The following is a 15227-nucleotide window of genomic DNA, read 5'->3' on the forward strand; positions in this document are numbered from 1 at the left end:
ATATCCTGGATAAAGTGAGGGTGAGATTATGGTTGCGCGTCTTGTACAAGGTGCAGAGATGCACCCTCCTGTAGCCTGCTCATCCCTTTAATCACTAACTGGTCACCGGCTTTAAGGCCGTTTTTAATCCAAAAATTAGGTCCGATAGCTTCACCTGTCTCAACCTTGACCGCTTTAGCCCTGCCCTTATCATTGAGCCAGACGTAAGTTTTATCGCCTTCGCGTATCACGGCTTCACGAGGAACCACTAAGCCATTTTGTACCAGCAGGCGTGAAATTTTGGCCTGTACATACATACCAGGCAGTAAGGTTCGTGCCGAATTATCAACCTGCAAACGCATCACCACATCTCCGGTACTGGCATCCACAGTGACGCCTGTGAACAAGATTTGTGCCTGATTGTTATAGGGGGTTCCGTCAGCCGCGATAATGACTGCGGAGGCTGTATTTTCACCACCGGCCAATGTGCCTGCAGTTGTTTGCAGCATATTTATCTGGGAAGCTGGCTGGCGAACATCGACATAAACCTTGTCTATCTGCTGAACGGTAGCCAGCGCCTGGCTGTCACTGGCACTGACCAGCGCGCCTTCAGTAATAAAGTTTTGATCAACGCGTCCGCCAATAGAGGACTTCACCGTTGAGTAGGAGAGATCCAGCTGTTTACGTTCCAGTACAGCCCGTGCTTCCGAGACGCTGGCTTTTGCCTGTTCAGCGCCAGAAAGGGCTTCCTCATAATCTTGATCGCTGACCGCGCCAGAATGCCTTATTTTTGCAAGGCGACTGAGCTTGGCCTGTAATTGTCGGTAACTGGCTTCGGCTTTTTGTAGCGAGGCGGCAGCGCTATTAACTTCAGCCTTAAAGGGAGCGGGATCAATCTGGAATAACACCTGACCCGGCGTTAATTCACTTCCCTGATTAAACTTCATTTCAGTGATAATTCCGCTGACCTGAGGACGAATTTGGGCAATTCGAAAAGCGGCAACCCGGCCCGGAAAAATGTGTTCCTGGAATACCGGCTCTACGGCGAGTGTTGCCACATCAACCATTGCCGGTATTTCTTCTGTTTGAGCGGTGGCTTCAGAAGCCGAATCGCAGGCAGATAACAGCCAGATAAGGGATAACACTGTTATTTTTGCTGTTTGTTTTAACATCATTCTAGTGACTTCCTGATATTTAAAATAGATATCACGTGTTAGAATAATTATATAATTCATATGTTTACATTGCGCGTAGACTGTGTGGAGATTATGTGGAGCATGATAAATATGAGCGAATACAAGGAGCAAAATTGAAAAACATCAAAGTTCTGCTCGCGGAAGATGAAAATGAGATTGCAGAAATTCTCACCGCATATTTGCTAAAAGAAGGGTTTACCGTTATTCGGGCAAAAGACGGGCGGGAGGCTATTTCCCTGGTGTTATCTGAATCACCTTCATTTGTGATCCTTGATATTCGCATGCCCTATGTCGATGGCTGGCAGGTGCTCAGTGAAATCAGGCGCAATAATGATGTGCCGGTGATGATGCTTACTGCGCTGGATGCTGATATCGACAAGATTCAGGCATTACGAACGGGAGCCGATGATTACCTGGTTAAGCCTTTTAATCCGGCAGAAGTGATAGCCAGAATTCACGTGATTTTAAGGCGCATGTCGTACCATCAGTCGGACAGCACTCAGCTTTCATTCAGTACGCGTCATATCAGTCTGAACGTCACTCATCACTCTGTGATTATCAAACCTGGCCATACCGATATTGGCAGCCAGCTTACGTCAACCGAGTTCAAGATTTTGCTGCATCTTATTCGTTATCCAAAAAGGGTATTTTCACGTCAGGAAATCCTCGATTACTGCCTGCCAGAAGGTGATGCCAGTGAACGTACTGTTGACAGCCATATCAGCAAACTGAGAAAGAAAATTGAGCAGGCGGGGCTGGCATCGGTACCGGAAAGTATTCGTGGCTTTGGCTATCGGCTGGGGGATTAAGAAGATGAAAACAGGAATTCGCTATCAGCTATTTATCCTGACATCTAAAGTGGCAGTCAGTACGCTGATACTGCTGTCAGTGGTGTACAGTATCTATTTCACCATTTTCGCGGATAATTTTCCTGAATATGACTGGATCCCCGCCTCTCACGACTGGGCGCTGACGATAATTTCTTGTTTATTATCTTCAGTAACGGCACTTGGTTTCGCATGGTCTTTTGCCCAGAAAGTGATAACTCCCTTGAATACGGTGGCAGAAAGCGCGCGTAAAATAGCGGAAGGACAGCTGAGTGAAAGAGCAAGGCATAGTACGCGTGAAATCAGGGAAACAGCATTACTTATCGATGATTTCAATACGATGGCAGATAAGCTGGAAGTGATGTCCAGTGAGATGAAAAAATGGAATGCGGCTATTGCTCATGAACTGAGGACGCCGGTCACGGTATTACAAGGCCGAATTCAGGGGATCAGGGATGGTGTGTTTGAGAAGGATGACAGGCAGTTTGCGATTTTGCTGAACCAGACCGAAGGGTTATCAAGACTTATCGATGATTTAAGAGTGTTAAGTCTCTCCGATAGTGGGCAACTTTATCTTTATCGTGAAACGGTACAGATGGATAAACTCATTATTAATAGCGCAGAACTGTTTCGCAATGAGCTTGAAAATAAAGGTTTGAAACTGGTTATTGAAGCTGAGGAAATGGCGGGTTTTGTCGATAAAATGCGTATCGGGCAGGTCCTGTCGGCATTATTGAGTAACGCCATTAAATATTCCGTTCCCGGTAAAATCCTGGTGACCTGCCATATGATAGCGGGCGACATCCGTATCACGGTTGAAGATGAAGGCCCCGGTATTCCTTCAGAGGAAAGTGCGACTATTTTCGACGCTTTTTATCGTACTCTGAGTGTCCGTTCAGAGAAAACGGATGGGTCAGGGCTTGGACTGGCGGTGGTGAGTGCTATTGGCCGGGCACATGGTGGGAAGGTCTGTTGTAAGCAAAGTATCCTGGGAGGCTGTTGTATTGAGTTGCGCTTGCCTGCAGAAACCAACTGAATCAGCGTTGATTGCACAGAGGTTATCTGTGCTTTTTCAGGTTTGCTATAGCTTGAAGTCGAGCGCTGCATTTTTGAAGATGTTGTACATCTTATCGTTAATAAATGGTGGATATTTTGCCTGGCTGGCAGCCTCAAGAGCAGCATGACATAGCTCAGGATCGCCCCCTTCCGATTTTACCGAGAGCAATGAGGCATCTGGCGCAAACTGGAGGCGCAGAGTACAGCTTTTGCCAGAAAATGAGGAGATATTGTAGAACTTCTTCTCTATTGCTTGTTTTATCTCGGCAGCTTGAGAATTCAACTGTTTATTGATAGATGAATTCTTGGCAACTTTTATTGTCGGTGATTTATTTGCACAGGCACTCAAAGAACAAGATATCAGGATCGCTATGGCGATGCTTTTCATGATTATTCCTTGTTATTTAGTCAGTGTTTCAGCCGGAAAAATGGTGATGTTTTTATCATACAGTGAATCTGTATTGACAGAAAACGGAAGGTTCAGCGCTGAATCTGAATATTGTGAAACATATAGCGGGCCGGTGAGTTACAGCAGAGTGTTCAGGCATGCAAATGATATCAACTTCGGGGCAGCATCAGTCCTGACATGAAAAGATAAACCGCCTTTCAATTGAAAGACAGATAATGACAGGCAAACAGAGAATCACTAAATATCAACAACCTTACCCTTAGGCTGATTAATGATCCGCTTTATTTGCGCCATAACTTCTGAGGGGTTAATCAATAACGAACTGATTTTAACATTAATCACTCTGAATCCTTCAAAGCGCAGGGGAGAATCAATCATGATGTCCGATGCAATAATCACCAAGTCGCACTCTTCTATATCTTTATGGGTGATTTTATTTTTGATGCCCAGAACCCCCTGAGTCTCAATTTTTATAGAAAAACTATACTCTTTTGCTAATTTTTCAAGCTGTTCTGCCGCCATATAAGTATGCGCAACACCCGTTGCACAGGCTGTTACCGCGACGAAATGCAGTTTTCTGTCACTGCCACCGAGTATAAGACCTTCTTTGCCTGAACGCGTCATCACACACTAGCTCCCTTATTTTTACGACGATACTCAAGTGGCGTACAGTCGTTTATTTCTCGGAAAACCTTACAAAAATAGTTAGTATCGGTAAAACCGCATTTCCCAGAGACTTCATTAATTTTTAAATTCGTGTTGATGAGTAGCGTTCGCGAGCGTGAGATCCGCGCATGCTTCAGGTACTCATTAAACTTAATATCTGAATCTTTAGAAAAAAGTCGGGATAAATAGCCCGGTGAAATATTAAAAATCTCAGCAACGCTTTCACGACTGATATCATCATGAAAATGGGTGTCGATATACCGCTTAATCTCATCGATTAAAAAGACTGAACTCTGTGGCTTATGCATGCCTTCAGTTAGCTGGTATAAGATATCGTTAATCAGCGCATAAATAATATGGGAGAAAGTCCCGGTGGTTTTGTTTTGCCCCCAGGCCAGAGACTCCGCTATTTCAATTAGCTTATCGCGTATCGTACTGCTGGTATTTTCTAAATTGAATTTTTCAACTTCAGTAAACTGAGTCCCATCCCAGTTACTGATACTGAATCCGATATCCTGCTTCCAGAATACAATCGACATACAGATAACCGGTTCATCCCACAATGGAGAGTTCCATCCCTTAGCCGGTATATACGTGATAGTGCCGACAGGACGTTCATACTTAACGATTTTATCGACCCCTTTGGGGATAAGCATGCTAAGTGTTCCTTTAACGGTCAGCTCAATCCGTGGAACAGGCAGATGATAGGCCATCGCCGGAGCCTGAGCATTTCCGCTCGCGACCAAAATTGTTCCTGTATTGGTGGACAGACTACTGAACTCACTGAGTATCGATTGTATAAATACGCTCATAGGTAGCCTGTAAACCCGTTGTTAAAGGACAGGATCGTAGCAATGCTGAAGACATATAACAATGTTTCTGCCTCTACATTTCCCGCCCATATCTTCCTCATCTGTACCCAAAATAATTCGAGTCGCAGGACAAAACGTTAACGTTTTGAACAACGCTTTACGTTAGCCCACCTGGACGAGACGTATTTATGAATCTCGTAGCACGGCAAGCGAACCCATCTGTAGCTTGAATTATGGCGGGTATACACTCAGAGATACTGACTGAGTAATGCCTCAAGGTTATTCTGATCGACGGCAAACAGACGAATACCTTCAGCAAGTTTCTCGACCGCCATGGCATCTTGGTTATGTGCCCAATAAAATTCCGCTTCAGAAATCGCGACCGGTTTAGCATGGATTTCACCGCTGTAGTGAAGCGGGGAGGGTATTGCTCCCTGACTATTGTTGAGTTTATCCAATATTGGCGGTGATACTGTCAGGCGATCGCAACCATTCAGGGCTAATACCTGTTCTGGAGATCGGAAACTGGCTCCCATAACCACAGTACTGTAGCCGTGCATTTTATAGAAATTGTATATTTTAGAGACTGATTCAATACCCGGATCGTTTTCAACGCTAAAACTGACATCAGGCTGATTTTTCTTATACCAGTCAGAGATACGGCCAACAAATGGCGAAATTAAATAAACCCCTGCATCTGCACAGCCACGCGCCTGAGCAAATGAGAATAATAATGTCAGATTACACTTAATTCCTTGCTTCTCGAGGACTTCAGCAGCCCGAATTCCCTGCCAGGTGGCAGCAAGTTTAATCAGCACGCGTTCCTTCGAAACACCTTGTTGTTCATAGAGCCCAATAATATCCTGTGCTTTTTTAATACTGGCTTCAGTATCAAAAGAAAGTCTGGCATCCACTTCGGTTGAAATACGCCCAGGAATACTTTTCAGAATAAGACAACCAATACAAACCGCGAGATAATCAGCGATATCACTGAGCAGTCTGGTTTTATCCTTTTGTTGTGATTTAACAACCGTGACGGCATCTTGTATCAATTGATGGTACTGAGGTAATTGAGCCGCTTTAAATATCAGTGACGGATTAGTTGTCGCATCTTCGGGTTGATAATTAATAATACTGTCAATATCGCCACTGTCAGCAACAATAATAGTATGCTGCTTCAACTGTTTAAGCTGATTCATTGAATACACCTGTAGATTATTTGTATTTCAGAACATAATAAGGATGGGCCCCTCCTTATTATATGTTCTTAATTCAGACCAAGATTTTCAGAAATCTTCTGCATAATTTTATCACCATGTCTGACCGCTGTATTTGCGCCGACGCGGACTATTTTTTTACCTTCAAATCTTGCTTCATTTTTTATCGTGATATCATTGGTTAAAATAACAATATCGGCTTTTTCGATATCAGATGCAGTCAATTCGTTTTCAATACCTGTTGCACCTTGCGTTTCGACTTTAATTGTCCACTCTTTCTTTTTAGCGGCAATTAATAATGCTTCTGCAGCCATATAGGTATGTGCAACCCCAGTAGGACAAGCTGTCACTGCGACGAGAATAGTCATGATATTTACCTGCGTATATTATTTTGCGGCGGCAACTCGTGAAGTTAAGCCAGGCATATTAAAACATTCAGCTTCGTTCTGGATCATATCTTTGATTTTATTAACCACATAGCGCTCTGGCTCTACGCCGAAAGATTTCAGATTGGTAAACATCTTGCGCATTTCAACGACGACTTCTGGTTTTTCATAATTATAATGGCCGCTGAGTTCGAGAATTTCTTTGAGTAGTCCTGGTTCATTAAAGATCTGCTCTTCCGACTTATTTTTATGCTCATCAGTCATCCATTTTTCCCATTTATGACTGAGAACACATTCCCGTGTCAGGACATTCTTAAGATTTGAAGCTGACTGAATAAAACCTTTTGTCGCCAGATCCTGTTCGACTTCAGCAAGTTTCAGATAGGCGCGGGTTTCGATAGTGCCATACGCAGGAGCCACGTTCATTGCCGTGATACCCAACCCCGGGTGTTTTAACAGAATGTCGTCTGGCAGATAGTCACCATTATGCTCTTTCAGACCGACACCATATCGGGTACTGATAGCAGAGAGTTCTGCCGATTGCACATCGTTAAAATGTCCCACATTTTTGGTTAAACGAGTTAGTGTTCCTGTCTGGCCTACGATAAATAGTGGCTGAGGCAAACCTTCTGCCTCCAGACGTTTGCTCAGCTCAACAATAAACCCTTCATAAGCACTGATATCAGTCAGACCGCCATTGGTTTCTTCGGTACCGACTTCATAGAAGAACTCTTTGAGGCTATTCGTTTTACGGTAATCTTCACAGAAACGAATTAATTCAACAGTACGGCTGAGTACCAGTTCAATATCAATCACTTTACCTACAACGTAAGGGTCTTTAGTGGGGTCAATGTGCAGCAAATCAAAACCGGCATCCATATCGACTTGATAAGAACGACGGGCCAGTTTCATCGCTTCTTCTTCAGGAATATGCTCCTTACGTTCTTTATCACGCTGCCATGGGCCCCCGTGGTCACGACAGAGGAAATAATCACCCTCAAAGCCAACCTTTAAGGCCATGGCCTTTAAGTCTGCGGCAAAACGGAACTGATCCCAGTTATTGACATAACCTGCACCAAATTCATCTGCATCAACCTGGTTACGGCTGGCAATAAACATCAGCGGCAGATCTTTTTCTTTACCCAATTCAAAACAGGCCTGAATAAGCGCGGGTGACATTGGGCCAATACCCAGCATGGTTGATTTGCCGCCGTTAACGATATAATCAACATATTGCTTCATCGTATTTTTCATATTAACTCCTGCTTTTTCATTCAAACGAAATATCAAGATCATCTTTTTCGTTTTTTACGGATGACTTGGGTTTCAGTACAGTTTTAAGAATTTTTACGGCTATTGCTGTGGTTATTGCACCTGCAATAATCGCGATAACATAACCAAAAGGATTACCAATGACGGGTAAGACAATGAGCCCGCCCCAAGGTGCTGCATTGGTTGCGCCAAACCAGAGGGAGATAATAGAGGCGACTGCGCCACCTATCATATTGGCTGGAATAACGCGCATCGGATCGGCTGCTGCAAAGGGAATGGCACCTTCGCTGATCCCGACGCAACCCATGATTAATGCAGGTTTACCCGCTTCACGTTCTACGTCAGTAAAAATGCCTTTAAATAAAAAGGTTGCCAGAGCCATACCTAAGGGGGGAGTACAAACAGGGGCGGCAACAGCAGCCATTAGCTGAGGGTTAGTGGTTATCAAGGCAACGGCAAAGAAAAAGGCGGTTTTATTCATTGGACCACCCATATCAAAGGTGATCATGCATCCCAGAATAATGCCAAGTACAATAAATGATGCCCCTTGCATACCCGATAACCAGACACTGAGCCAGTTCATTAGCCAGGCAATGGGTTCACCGACCACATAATAAATAGCGAGGCCTGTCAGAAAGGTACCGAGCAGTGGAATAATAAAAATAGGTAAAATAAGGCGCAGGAAATCAGGAACTTTCATTCTGGCGATGCACTGTAACAACGCATATACCACGAGACCTGCAATAATACCGGCGAACATACCACCGAGAAAACCAGCACCCATCTGATTAGCCAGCAAACCACCAATCGCACCAGGTGCGATACCGGGTTTTTCAACCATAGAGTAAGCGATGAATCCGGCCAGAATTGGAATGAATAAAGTCAGCCCGGCAATACCGATTTGCGACATTGCTTTTAAAAAACCGTGCTCAGGCACTGCGGCTTTACCACTTAACATCACTGATAATGCGAGTAATACTCCCCCGGCAACGACAAACGGGATCATATAGGACACCCCAGTCATAAAGTGTCTTTTAGTATTCTTTAATAGATTTAACATAAAAACCTCGGCCAGTTATAATGAGGTAAGCTATTTATATTCAGACTTCTAATGTTCTGAGAATAAGTTTGTAGAGTACTTGCGATGTTACCGAACCTTTTATTTCATTCCTGAACTCCTCATTCATTAATTTTCTGGCAAGGGTTGAGAAATATTTCATGTGCTCATTGTCGCCAGCTGATTTATTTATTGTTAGCATGAAAACAGTTTCAACTTTCTGATCGCCCCACAGAACTGGTTTTTTAAGCCTGGCAACACTGATTGTTGAATGATTGATATATTCTGATTTTGTGTGAGGTATAGCGAAACCATATCCTACTGCTGTCGGATAGGAATCTTCGCGATTCCAGATATCGTCACATAATTTATGTCTGTTGTCGCTGCGGTGGTGTAACCAAAGATTATCTGTCATTTTTTTAATCACTTCATTTCTATCATCGGCATCAAGATCACAAAGAACAAACTCAGGTGAAAGAATAGGCTTTTTAGTGATTTCTTTTATATCAGGGAAACGAATGATTTCTTTTACTTCAGCAGATGTCTTAACGTCGACAATATTTAAAGCCAGTTTCTGACACTTAGAATAATTAAGCTCTTTCAGGGTATGTTTTACTGTTGGAATTGAAGTATTGCTCATGCTTAATTCATCGAATCCCATACCGGCTAATATCGGCAGGAAATCTTTATTCGCGCCGAGTTCACCACAAATGCCGATCCATTTTCCGGCACGATGGACTTCTGTAACAGCAAACTGCATTGCTCTTAAAAATGATGGTGAATAACTGTCATAAACACTTTCAACGCGTGTATTGCCTCTGTCAGCGGCAAAAAAGTACTGAGTCAAATCGTTGCTGCCGACACTAAAGAAATCGGCAAATTCAGCGATCTCAGGAATAGAAAAGATAACCGATGGGACTTCCAGCATAATACCGAGCTCGATATTCTCCCGAAAGGGGAGTCCTGCACTGCGCATTTCGTCTTTAACTGACTCCAGTACTTCACGACACCAGATAATTTCCTCTACCCTGGCAATCATCGGGATCATGATTCGAACAACGCCTGAAGCTGAGGCTGTCAAGATAGCTTTCAGCTGTAAGGTAAACAGTTCAAGGTATTTCGGATAAGTACGGATAGCCCGGAATCCCAGGAATGGATTCTCCTCTTCGCCAATATTCAGATAATCAACAGGCTTATCTCCCCCAATATCGAAGGTTCGAAAGATAACGGGTTTGTCGCCCGCGAGACTTACGACTTCGGTATACAGGGCTGCCAGCTCGGAATAGTCTGGCGGTGTGTCTCTGTCCATAAAGGACATTTCGGTGCGAAATAATCCAACACCTTCGGCCCCATTAAGAAATGCCGTTCTGGCTTCTTCAACGCTGGCTATATTGGCTGCTATTTCTATAGAGTGCCCATCGGTCGTGATAGCGGGTTCGAAGACGCTGGCTAACATTGTCTGCTGCATTGCCTGTTGAACACGCATTTCATCCTGGTAATAGCGAAGCACTTGTTCATCAGGCGAGGTGATCAGGATCCCCGGCTCGCCATCAATGATGACAGGTTGTTCTGAATTAAAGTGAATGGATGAAAAATCAATATCCGTTAAGGTTGGAATTCCCAATGAGCGGGCAAGGATTGCTGTATGTGACGTTTTTCCTGTTGATGACAACACCATACCAGCCAGACAGTTTTTGTTAATACCGAGAAATTTACTAGGAGTCAGGCTATCGGCAAGAATGATTGAGGGCTCTTGTAGTTCAAGAGAATTCTGTGGCAGAGCATGCTGCCCATAGATTGTGGTGAGTAACTGGCTTGTGATATCCAGAACATCCAGAGTTCTTTCCCTAATATATTTGCTGGAGGAGCGATTCAGTATTTCACAGAATCCCATCGCTGCCGCCACAATCGCTGACCAGGCATTGCTATTATTATTAATATATTCAAGCACATTATCCTTAAAAGTCAGATCGGTAATGATGGAAATATGGGCCTGAATAATGTCGTGTTCTACGCCATTTTTTTCACCCAATGAGGCCTGTTTCTCATTTTTTAGCGCTGTTAATCCATTCAGAAAAAGCGCTTTGTCATTCTGAGTATCACGCGTTTTTACTGGATTACGGGCAAGCATATCTTCAAAGGTCAGGCTTTGAATCACAACAGGTTTGGCGATGATAACCCCGCTACTGATTCGGGTTCCCTGAATAAAACGCAGCTGGGTTTCACGTAGTGAGCGCGGTAGATAGCCGCTGGCATCCTTGTTCTCCTTGGCCAGAACAACTTCAAAAGAGGAGAGTTTTTCCAATAATTCAGCCAGTTGCATAGATGCATCGAACTCGTCTTCTCCATCGATGATGATTTCGCAACTATCTTCAAACAAGGTGTCTGTTGCCACAACAGACAAGGCGCTCTTGCCATTTCCTTCGAGGCCGGTGCGCGTATTTTTCCAGCAAACAGATGCTGTGAAGGTATTGCAAAGTCGCTCAATATGCCCTGCCGGCCTGGCATGAATACCCTCCTCGAGCTCACATTTGTAAACGAGTATCTCTGGCATAACGACTCCCGACAGATTTAATTAAGTACGGCTAAATTTAACTGAACAGCGATGGTGTCCCGTCTTGCATGTTTCTATCCTTCACTGTTCGCTGCTAACTTAATATAGAAAAAAAGTAACCTTTTCTTGAAAAAAGTATCCTGATTATGATTTTGTGATTTGTGTCAAGTTTCAAAATCAGTCAAAATTAAGCGTATTGATATGATTTGTAATGATTTTATGGGTGTTTGTTGGAATGATTCTGATTGAGATCGTCGTCACAATTATCAAACAAAACGCTATAAGGATATATTTTTTCTATAAATGGCTCTTTTTTACCATTTAATCGATGGGGTGTTTTAAGTTAAAAAATAAACAGGTATTCAGAAACCCTATAGCAGGTGGGTACGATGAACTTTAATGGCATGCTGTTTGATTTAGATGGAACATTGGTTAACTCCCTTGATTTTGTTGAAAAATCATGGAGCATCTGGGCTGGGAGAAAAGGTCTGAGTAGCGAAGAAGTGCTGCAGTATCTTCACGGAAAACCTGCTATAAGTACCCTCCGACACTTTATGCCTAGTGCCAGTGATGAAGCGATAGAGCAAGAATTTACTATTCTTGAAGACTATGAAGCTAAGCATGTTGACACCATTACTCCTGTGGCCGGGGCGGTATCATTTTTATCCTCTCTTCAGCAGTTATCCGTTCCCTGGGGAATCGTGACCTCCGGATCGCTAAAGGTTGCCAACGCACGCATTAAACAGGCGGGGCTGCCTTTTCCAGAAGTACTTATCACTAGCGAAGATATTCAGTATGGCAAGCCGCATCCGGAACCATTTTTAATGGGAGCCTTAAAGCTCAATCTTTCTCCCCATAGCTGCATTGCTTTTGAAGATTCCAGCGCCGGAATGGTATCTGCCAGACAGGCTGGATGCGTGGTGGTTGAAGTGACCACTGCCCAGTCAGTTATTCATGATGTCGACACTTACCTCAGGCTTGCTGACTACCTGCATATTTCTGTTCAGAGCCTTGGCGGGAGCGATTTTCTTCTGAAAGTGAAACAGGTGGGGAGTGAATATGCCAGCCAGAAGCAAAGTGGTGAATGTAATACATATGCGAAGTATTGATATTGCGCAGGAAGCAACTCGAAAGGAGTAGTTATGTACCCTGTTGATCTCCATATGCATACCATTGCAAGCACACATGCATACAGTACCGTTCATGATTATATCTCTGAGGCTGTCAAAAAAGATCTCAAGCTGATTGCTATTACCGATCATGGCCCTGAAATGGTAGATGCACCGCATGCATTTCATTTTACCAATATGCGCATTCTGCCAAGATGGGTTAATGGTGTAGGAATATTACGGGGAATTGAAGCAAATATTCGTCCTGACGGTATGACTGACTGCACAGAGAAAATGCGTGCTTCTCTCGATGTCATCATTGCGGGTTTCCACAAGCAAGTTTTTGCTCCTGCAACCCTTGTTGCACATACTGATGCACTTCTTTCTGTAATAAGCAGCGGTCATGTTCACATTATTAGTCATCCTGGAAATCCGGAATATCCCATTGATATTAAATCCGTTGTGGCAGCAGCTAAGCAATATAACGTTGCGCTGGAAGTGAATAATGCTTCCTTTATACACTCACGAAAAGGCAGTTTATCCAACTGTCTGAAAATCATTGAAACCGTGCGCGACGAAGGGGGGCTTTTATCTCTGGGAACTGATTCTCATAGCGCTTTTAGTCTGGGAGATTTCACTGAATGCCAGAGATTAATTGCGAGAACTGAATTTCCACAAGACAGGATCCTCAATGTTACGGCGCGACGAGTCCTGAACTTCTTACAGTCCAGGGGAATGGCTGAGATAAAAGAGTTCAGTCAGCTGTAACCCTGACGTGAGTATTGCTTGGGCTTTGTTTTATCCCGTTACTATCCTCCACAAGTAATTCCAGTAGGGTAATTTGGGTTTATTGATAATCACGGCTCCATTCCCTGTGAAAATAGAAAATGTAGCATGTTAAAAATCTACTGAGATCACTCATGGTGATGAAAATAGAGTGCTGCCCTGTTTTTATAATGAGACTTTATCATTTTTTATTTGTTCAAATTAATCTAAAAACTTTGATGTTGCACCGTAGATATTCTATGGAGGCTAATGACGCACAAAAAGCAACTGCTTGATAATATAAAGACTGTTATGGCCAATGTTCACCCGACTATTTCTAATAAAAAACTCCTGGAAATGAACTGCACCTTACTTAGTTGTGTGTCCAACTTTTGGGGTGCAGTTCAGAAAGGAGCCTTTTTATGGTACACCGAAAAGAGAATATAATGTTTTAATCGATGTTATCGTTTTTCCGCTCAGACTTATGTTTTTGGTATTTCTCTTGGGCTTTTGCCTCAATTCGCTTTTTATTGTGCATATCATTGCGGATTTGCGCATGACTTATCAGGGCAAAAATAAAGGTACCGCCAATAATATTTCCCATCAGGGTGGGAATGGCAAAGGGCCAGATAAAGGCTTGCCAAGAGATATCGCCGTTGAAAATCAGATAAAAAATCTCTACTGAACCAACAACAATATGGGCTAAATCTCCCAGCCCAACGAGCCAGGTCATCAGGATAATGACCCAAATTTTGGCAGCTCCGGCGGAAGGAAGCATCCAGACCATAGTGGCAATAAGCCAGCCAGAAACGATGGCGTTAGCAAACATTTCATCTGATGGATTCCCCATGACTTTCATGCTGATGTTAACGAAGGCCGATCGAGTTGCATCATCAAAAATAGGAAGATGGATAAATGCCAGTGAGGCTAGTGCAGTACCAATAAGATTTCCTAGTAACACCAGACCCCACAGCCTCATCAATAACAGCAGATTGCCGGCGGAAGGCTTTTGCATAATCGGCAGTACTGCGGTTACGGTATTTTCAGTAAACAGCTGCTGACGTGCCATAATGACGATAATAAAACCAAAAGTATATCCGAGGTTTTCCAGCAGAAACCCGCCGGGTATATCATGCAGATGGACCTGGAAAATTCCTTTTGCCATGAGTGAGGCCCCCATGGAAATACCGGCCGCAATAGCTGAGAGCAGCAGAGCCATCCCGTCCCGCTCCAGCTCTTTCTCTCCGTCCATACGAATTTGTTCATGAATAGCAGCGGCGACAGAGGGTAGTTTTTCCTCGTCAACCTCTATCTCTTCCCCTCGTTCACTTTCTTCGCTTTTGACTTCTTTATTGTCGGTATTATTTATCATGTTTATAACTCTCTCAAAAAGTCACCATAAATGATAAGTGCAGCGGAATATTTCAACGTAAAAACAACCATAGTAAGAATATCTAGCCTGGAATATGATTATTTTCGTTAGGAAATATCTGTAAGTTAGGGGGTGAGTAATATAAACCGCAAAAGTGAAAGTGGATAATACACAAATAGTTCGATGTATTTTGTTGTCCGAACCCGTGTTAAGAAGATAATTTTCCTATTAATATCGGAAATGTACATGAATTATTACTGCTCTAAATATATTAACGAACCTATTTCATTTAAATATTTTTATTTAATTAACACATATGTAAGCCATACTGTTCTCTCAATAAAAAACACCACCTGTACTGGCGCTTTTTCAGCGCTGACGGTAAATCCTCGCGATGTTCACTGGGCTGATATCCCTTCATCATGTAACGCACCCGTTCACGCTTTTCAGGTGGCCAGCTTCATTAAACCACTACAATAAATACTAAAAGAGAGTCCCAATCCATAGCTTATCTCCCTCAGAACGATCGATAAAAGTGCAGAGGTATTTT

14 protein-coding genes are annotated in these 15227 nt (G+C 43.3%); 4 read left to right on the forward strand and 10 right to left on the reverse strand.

The genetic code is table 11. The features are described from left to right. Nucleotides 1–26: 26 nt before the first annotated feature. Nucleotides 27–1154, reverse strand: coding sequence for an efflux RND transporter periplasmic adaptor subunit (locus tag Q1A40_RS20025; protein ID WP_300004388.1), 1128 nt, complete (start codon nt 1152–1154; stop codon nt 27–29). Nucleotides 1155–1288: 134 nt separating this feature from the next. Between Q1A40_RS20025 and Q1A40_RS20030 the strand changes: the two genes are divergently transcribed. Both Q1A40_RS20030 and Q1A40_RS20035 read left to right on the forward strand, forming a co-directional pair. Next, nucleotides 1289–1984, forward strand: coding sequence for a response regulator (locus Q1A40_RS20030; RefSeq protein WP_300004390.1), 696 nt, complete (start codon nt 1289–1291; stop codon nt 1982–1984). Nucleotides 1985–1988: 4 nt separating this feature from the next. Next, entirely contained in the window at nt 1989–3038 is a 1050-nt protein-coding gene (locus tag Q1A40_RS20035) for an ATP-binding protein (RefSeq protein ID WP_300004393.1), read from the forward strand. A gap of 45 nt (nt 3039–3083) precedes the next feature. Here Q1A40_RS20035 and tolA read toward each other — a convergent pair whose 3' ends face one another. From tolA to ptsP, 8 genes are all read right to left on the reverse strand, one after another. Then, nucleotides 3084–3446: a cell envelope integrity protein TolA gene (tolA, locus tag Q1A40_RS20040; protein WP_300004396.1), complete on the reverse strand. Its 363-nt coding sequence runs from the start codon at nt 3444–3446 to the stop codon at nt 3084–3086. Between the two features lie 258 nt (nt 3447–3704). Next, nucleotides 3705–4091: a PTS fructose transporter subunit IIB gene (locus Q1A40_RS20045; RefSeq protein ID WP_300004495.1), complete on the reverse strand. Its 387-nt coding sequence runs from the start codon at nt 4089–4091 to the stop codon at nt 3705–3707. Then, nucleotides 4091–4945, reverse strand: a complete 855-nt coding sequence (locus Q1A40_RS20050) for a helix-turn-helix transcriptional regulator (protein ID WP_300004399.1) — start codon at nt 4943–4945, stop codon at nt 4091–4093. The genes Q1A40_RS20045 and Q1A40_RS20050 overlap by 1 nt, the downstream gene beginning before the upstream one ends. 248 nt (nt 4946–5193) lie before the next feature. After that, nucleotides 5194–6144 carry a transaldolase gene (gene tal / locus Q1A40_RS20055; protein WP_300004402.1) on the reverse strand — a complete coding sequence of 317 codons (951 nt, stop codon included), beginning with the start codon at nt 6142–6144 and terminating at the stop codon, nt 5194–5196. A gap of 68 nt (nt 6145–6212) precedes the next feature. Further along, nucleotides 6213–6530 (reverse strand): PTS fructose-like transporter subunit IIB, encoded by a 318-nt coding sequence (locus Q1A40_RS20060; RefSeq protein WP_300004405.1) that lies wholly within the window; start codon nt 6528–6530, stop codon nt 6213–6215. 18 nt (nt 6531–6548) lie between these two features. Next, nucleotides 6549–7802 carry a class II D-tagatose-bisphosphate aldolase, non-catalytic subunit gene (locus Q1A40_RS20065; RefSeq protein WP_300004409.1) on the reverse strand — a complete coding sequence of 418 codons (1254 nt, stop codon included), beginning with the start codon at nt 7800–7802 and terminating at the stop codon, nt 6549–6551. 16 nt (nt 7803–7818) lie between these two features. After that, complete coding sequence (locus Q1A40_RS20070) at nt 7819–8880, reverse strand: PTS fructose transporter subunit EIIC (RefSeq protein WP_300004412.1); 1062 nt, start codon at nt 8878–8880, stop codon at nt 7819–7821. A gap of 40 nt (nt 8881–8920) precedes the next feature. Further along, nucleotides 8921–11431: a phosphoenolpyruvate--protein phosphotransferase gene (gene ptsP, locus Q1A40_RS20075; protein ID WP_300004416.1), complete on the reverse strand. Its 2511-nt coding sequence runs from the start codon at nt 11429–11431 to the stop codon at nt 8921–8923. Between the two features lie 389 nt (nt 11432–11820). On the opposite strand from ptsP, the gene Q1A40_RS20080 reads away from it, so the two are divergent. Continuing rightward, nucleotides 11821–12540: an HAD-IA family hydrolase gene (locus Q1A40_RS20080; RefSeq protein ID WP_300004418.1), complete on the forward strand. Its 720-nt coding sequence runs from the start codon at nt 11821–11823 to the stop codon at nt 12538–12540. 33 nt (nt 12541–12573) lie between these two features. Then, on the forward strand, nt 12574–13308 hold the full coding sequence (locus Q1A40_RS20085; protein WP_300004420.1) for a phosphatase: 735 nt from the start codon (nt 12574–12576) through the stop codon (nt 13306–13308). Nucleotides 13309–13756: 448 nt separating this feature from the next. Here the strand turns inward: Q1A40_RS20085 and Q1A40_RS20090 are convergent, their stop codons facing one another. Next, nucleotides 13757–14677 carry a formate/nitrite transporter family protein gene (locus Q1A40_RS20090; RefSeq protein WP_300004423.1) on the reverse strand — a complete coding sequence of 307 codons (921 nt, stop codon included), beginning with the start codon at nt 14675–14677 and terminating at the stop codon, nt 13757–13759. Nucleotides 14678–15227: the final 550 nt, after the last annotated feature.

This window comes from uncultured Cedecea sp. (genome assembly GCF_947498825.1).
GTDB lineage: Bacteria > Pseudomonadota > Gammaproteobacteria > Enterobacterales > Enterobacteriaceae > JGM124.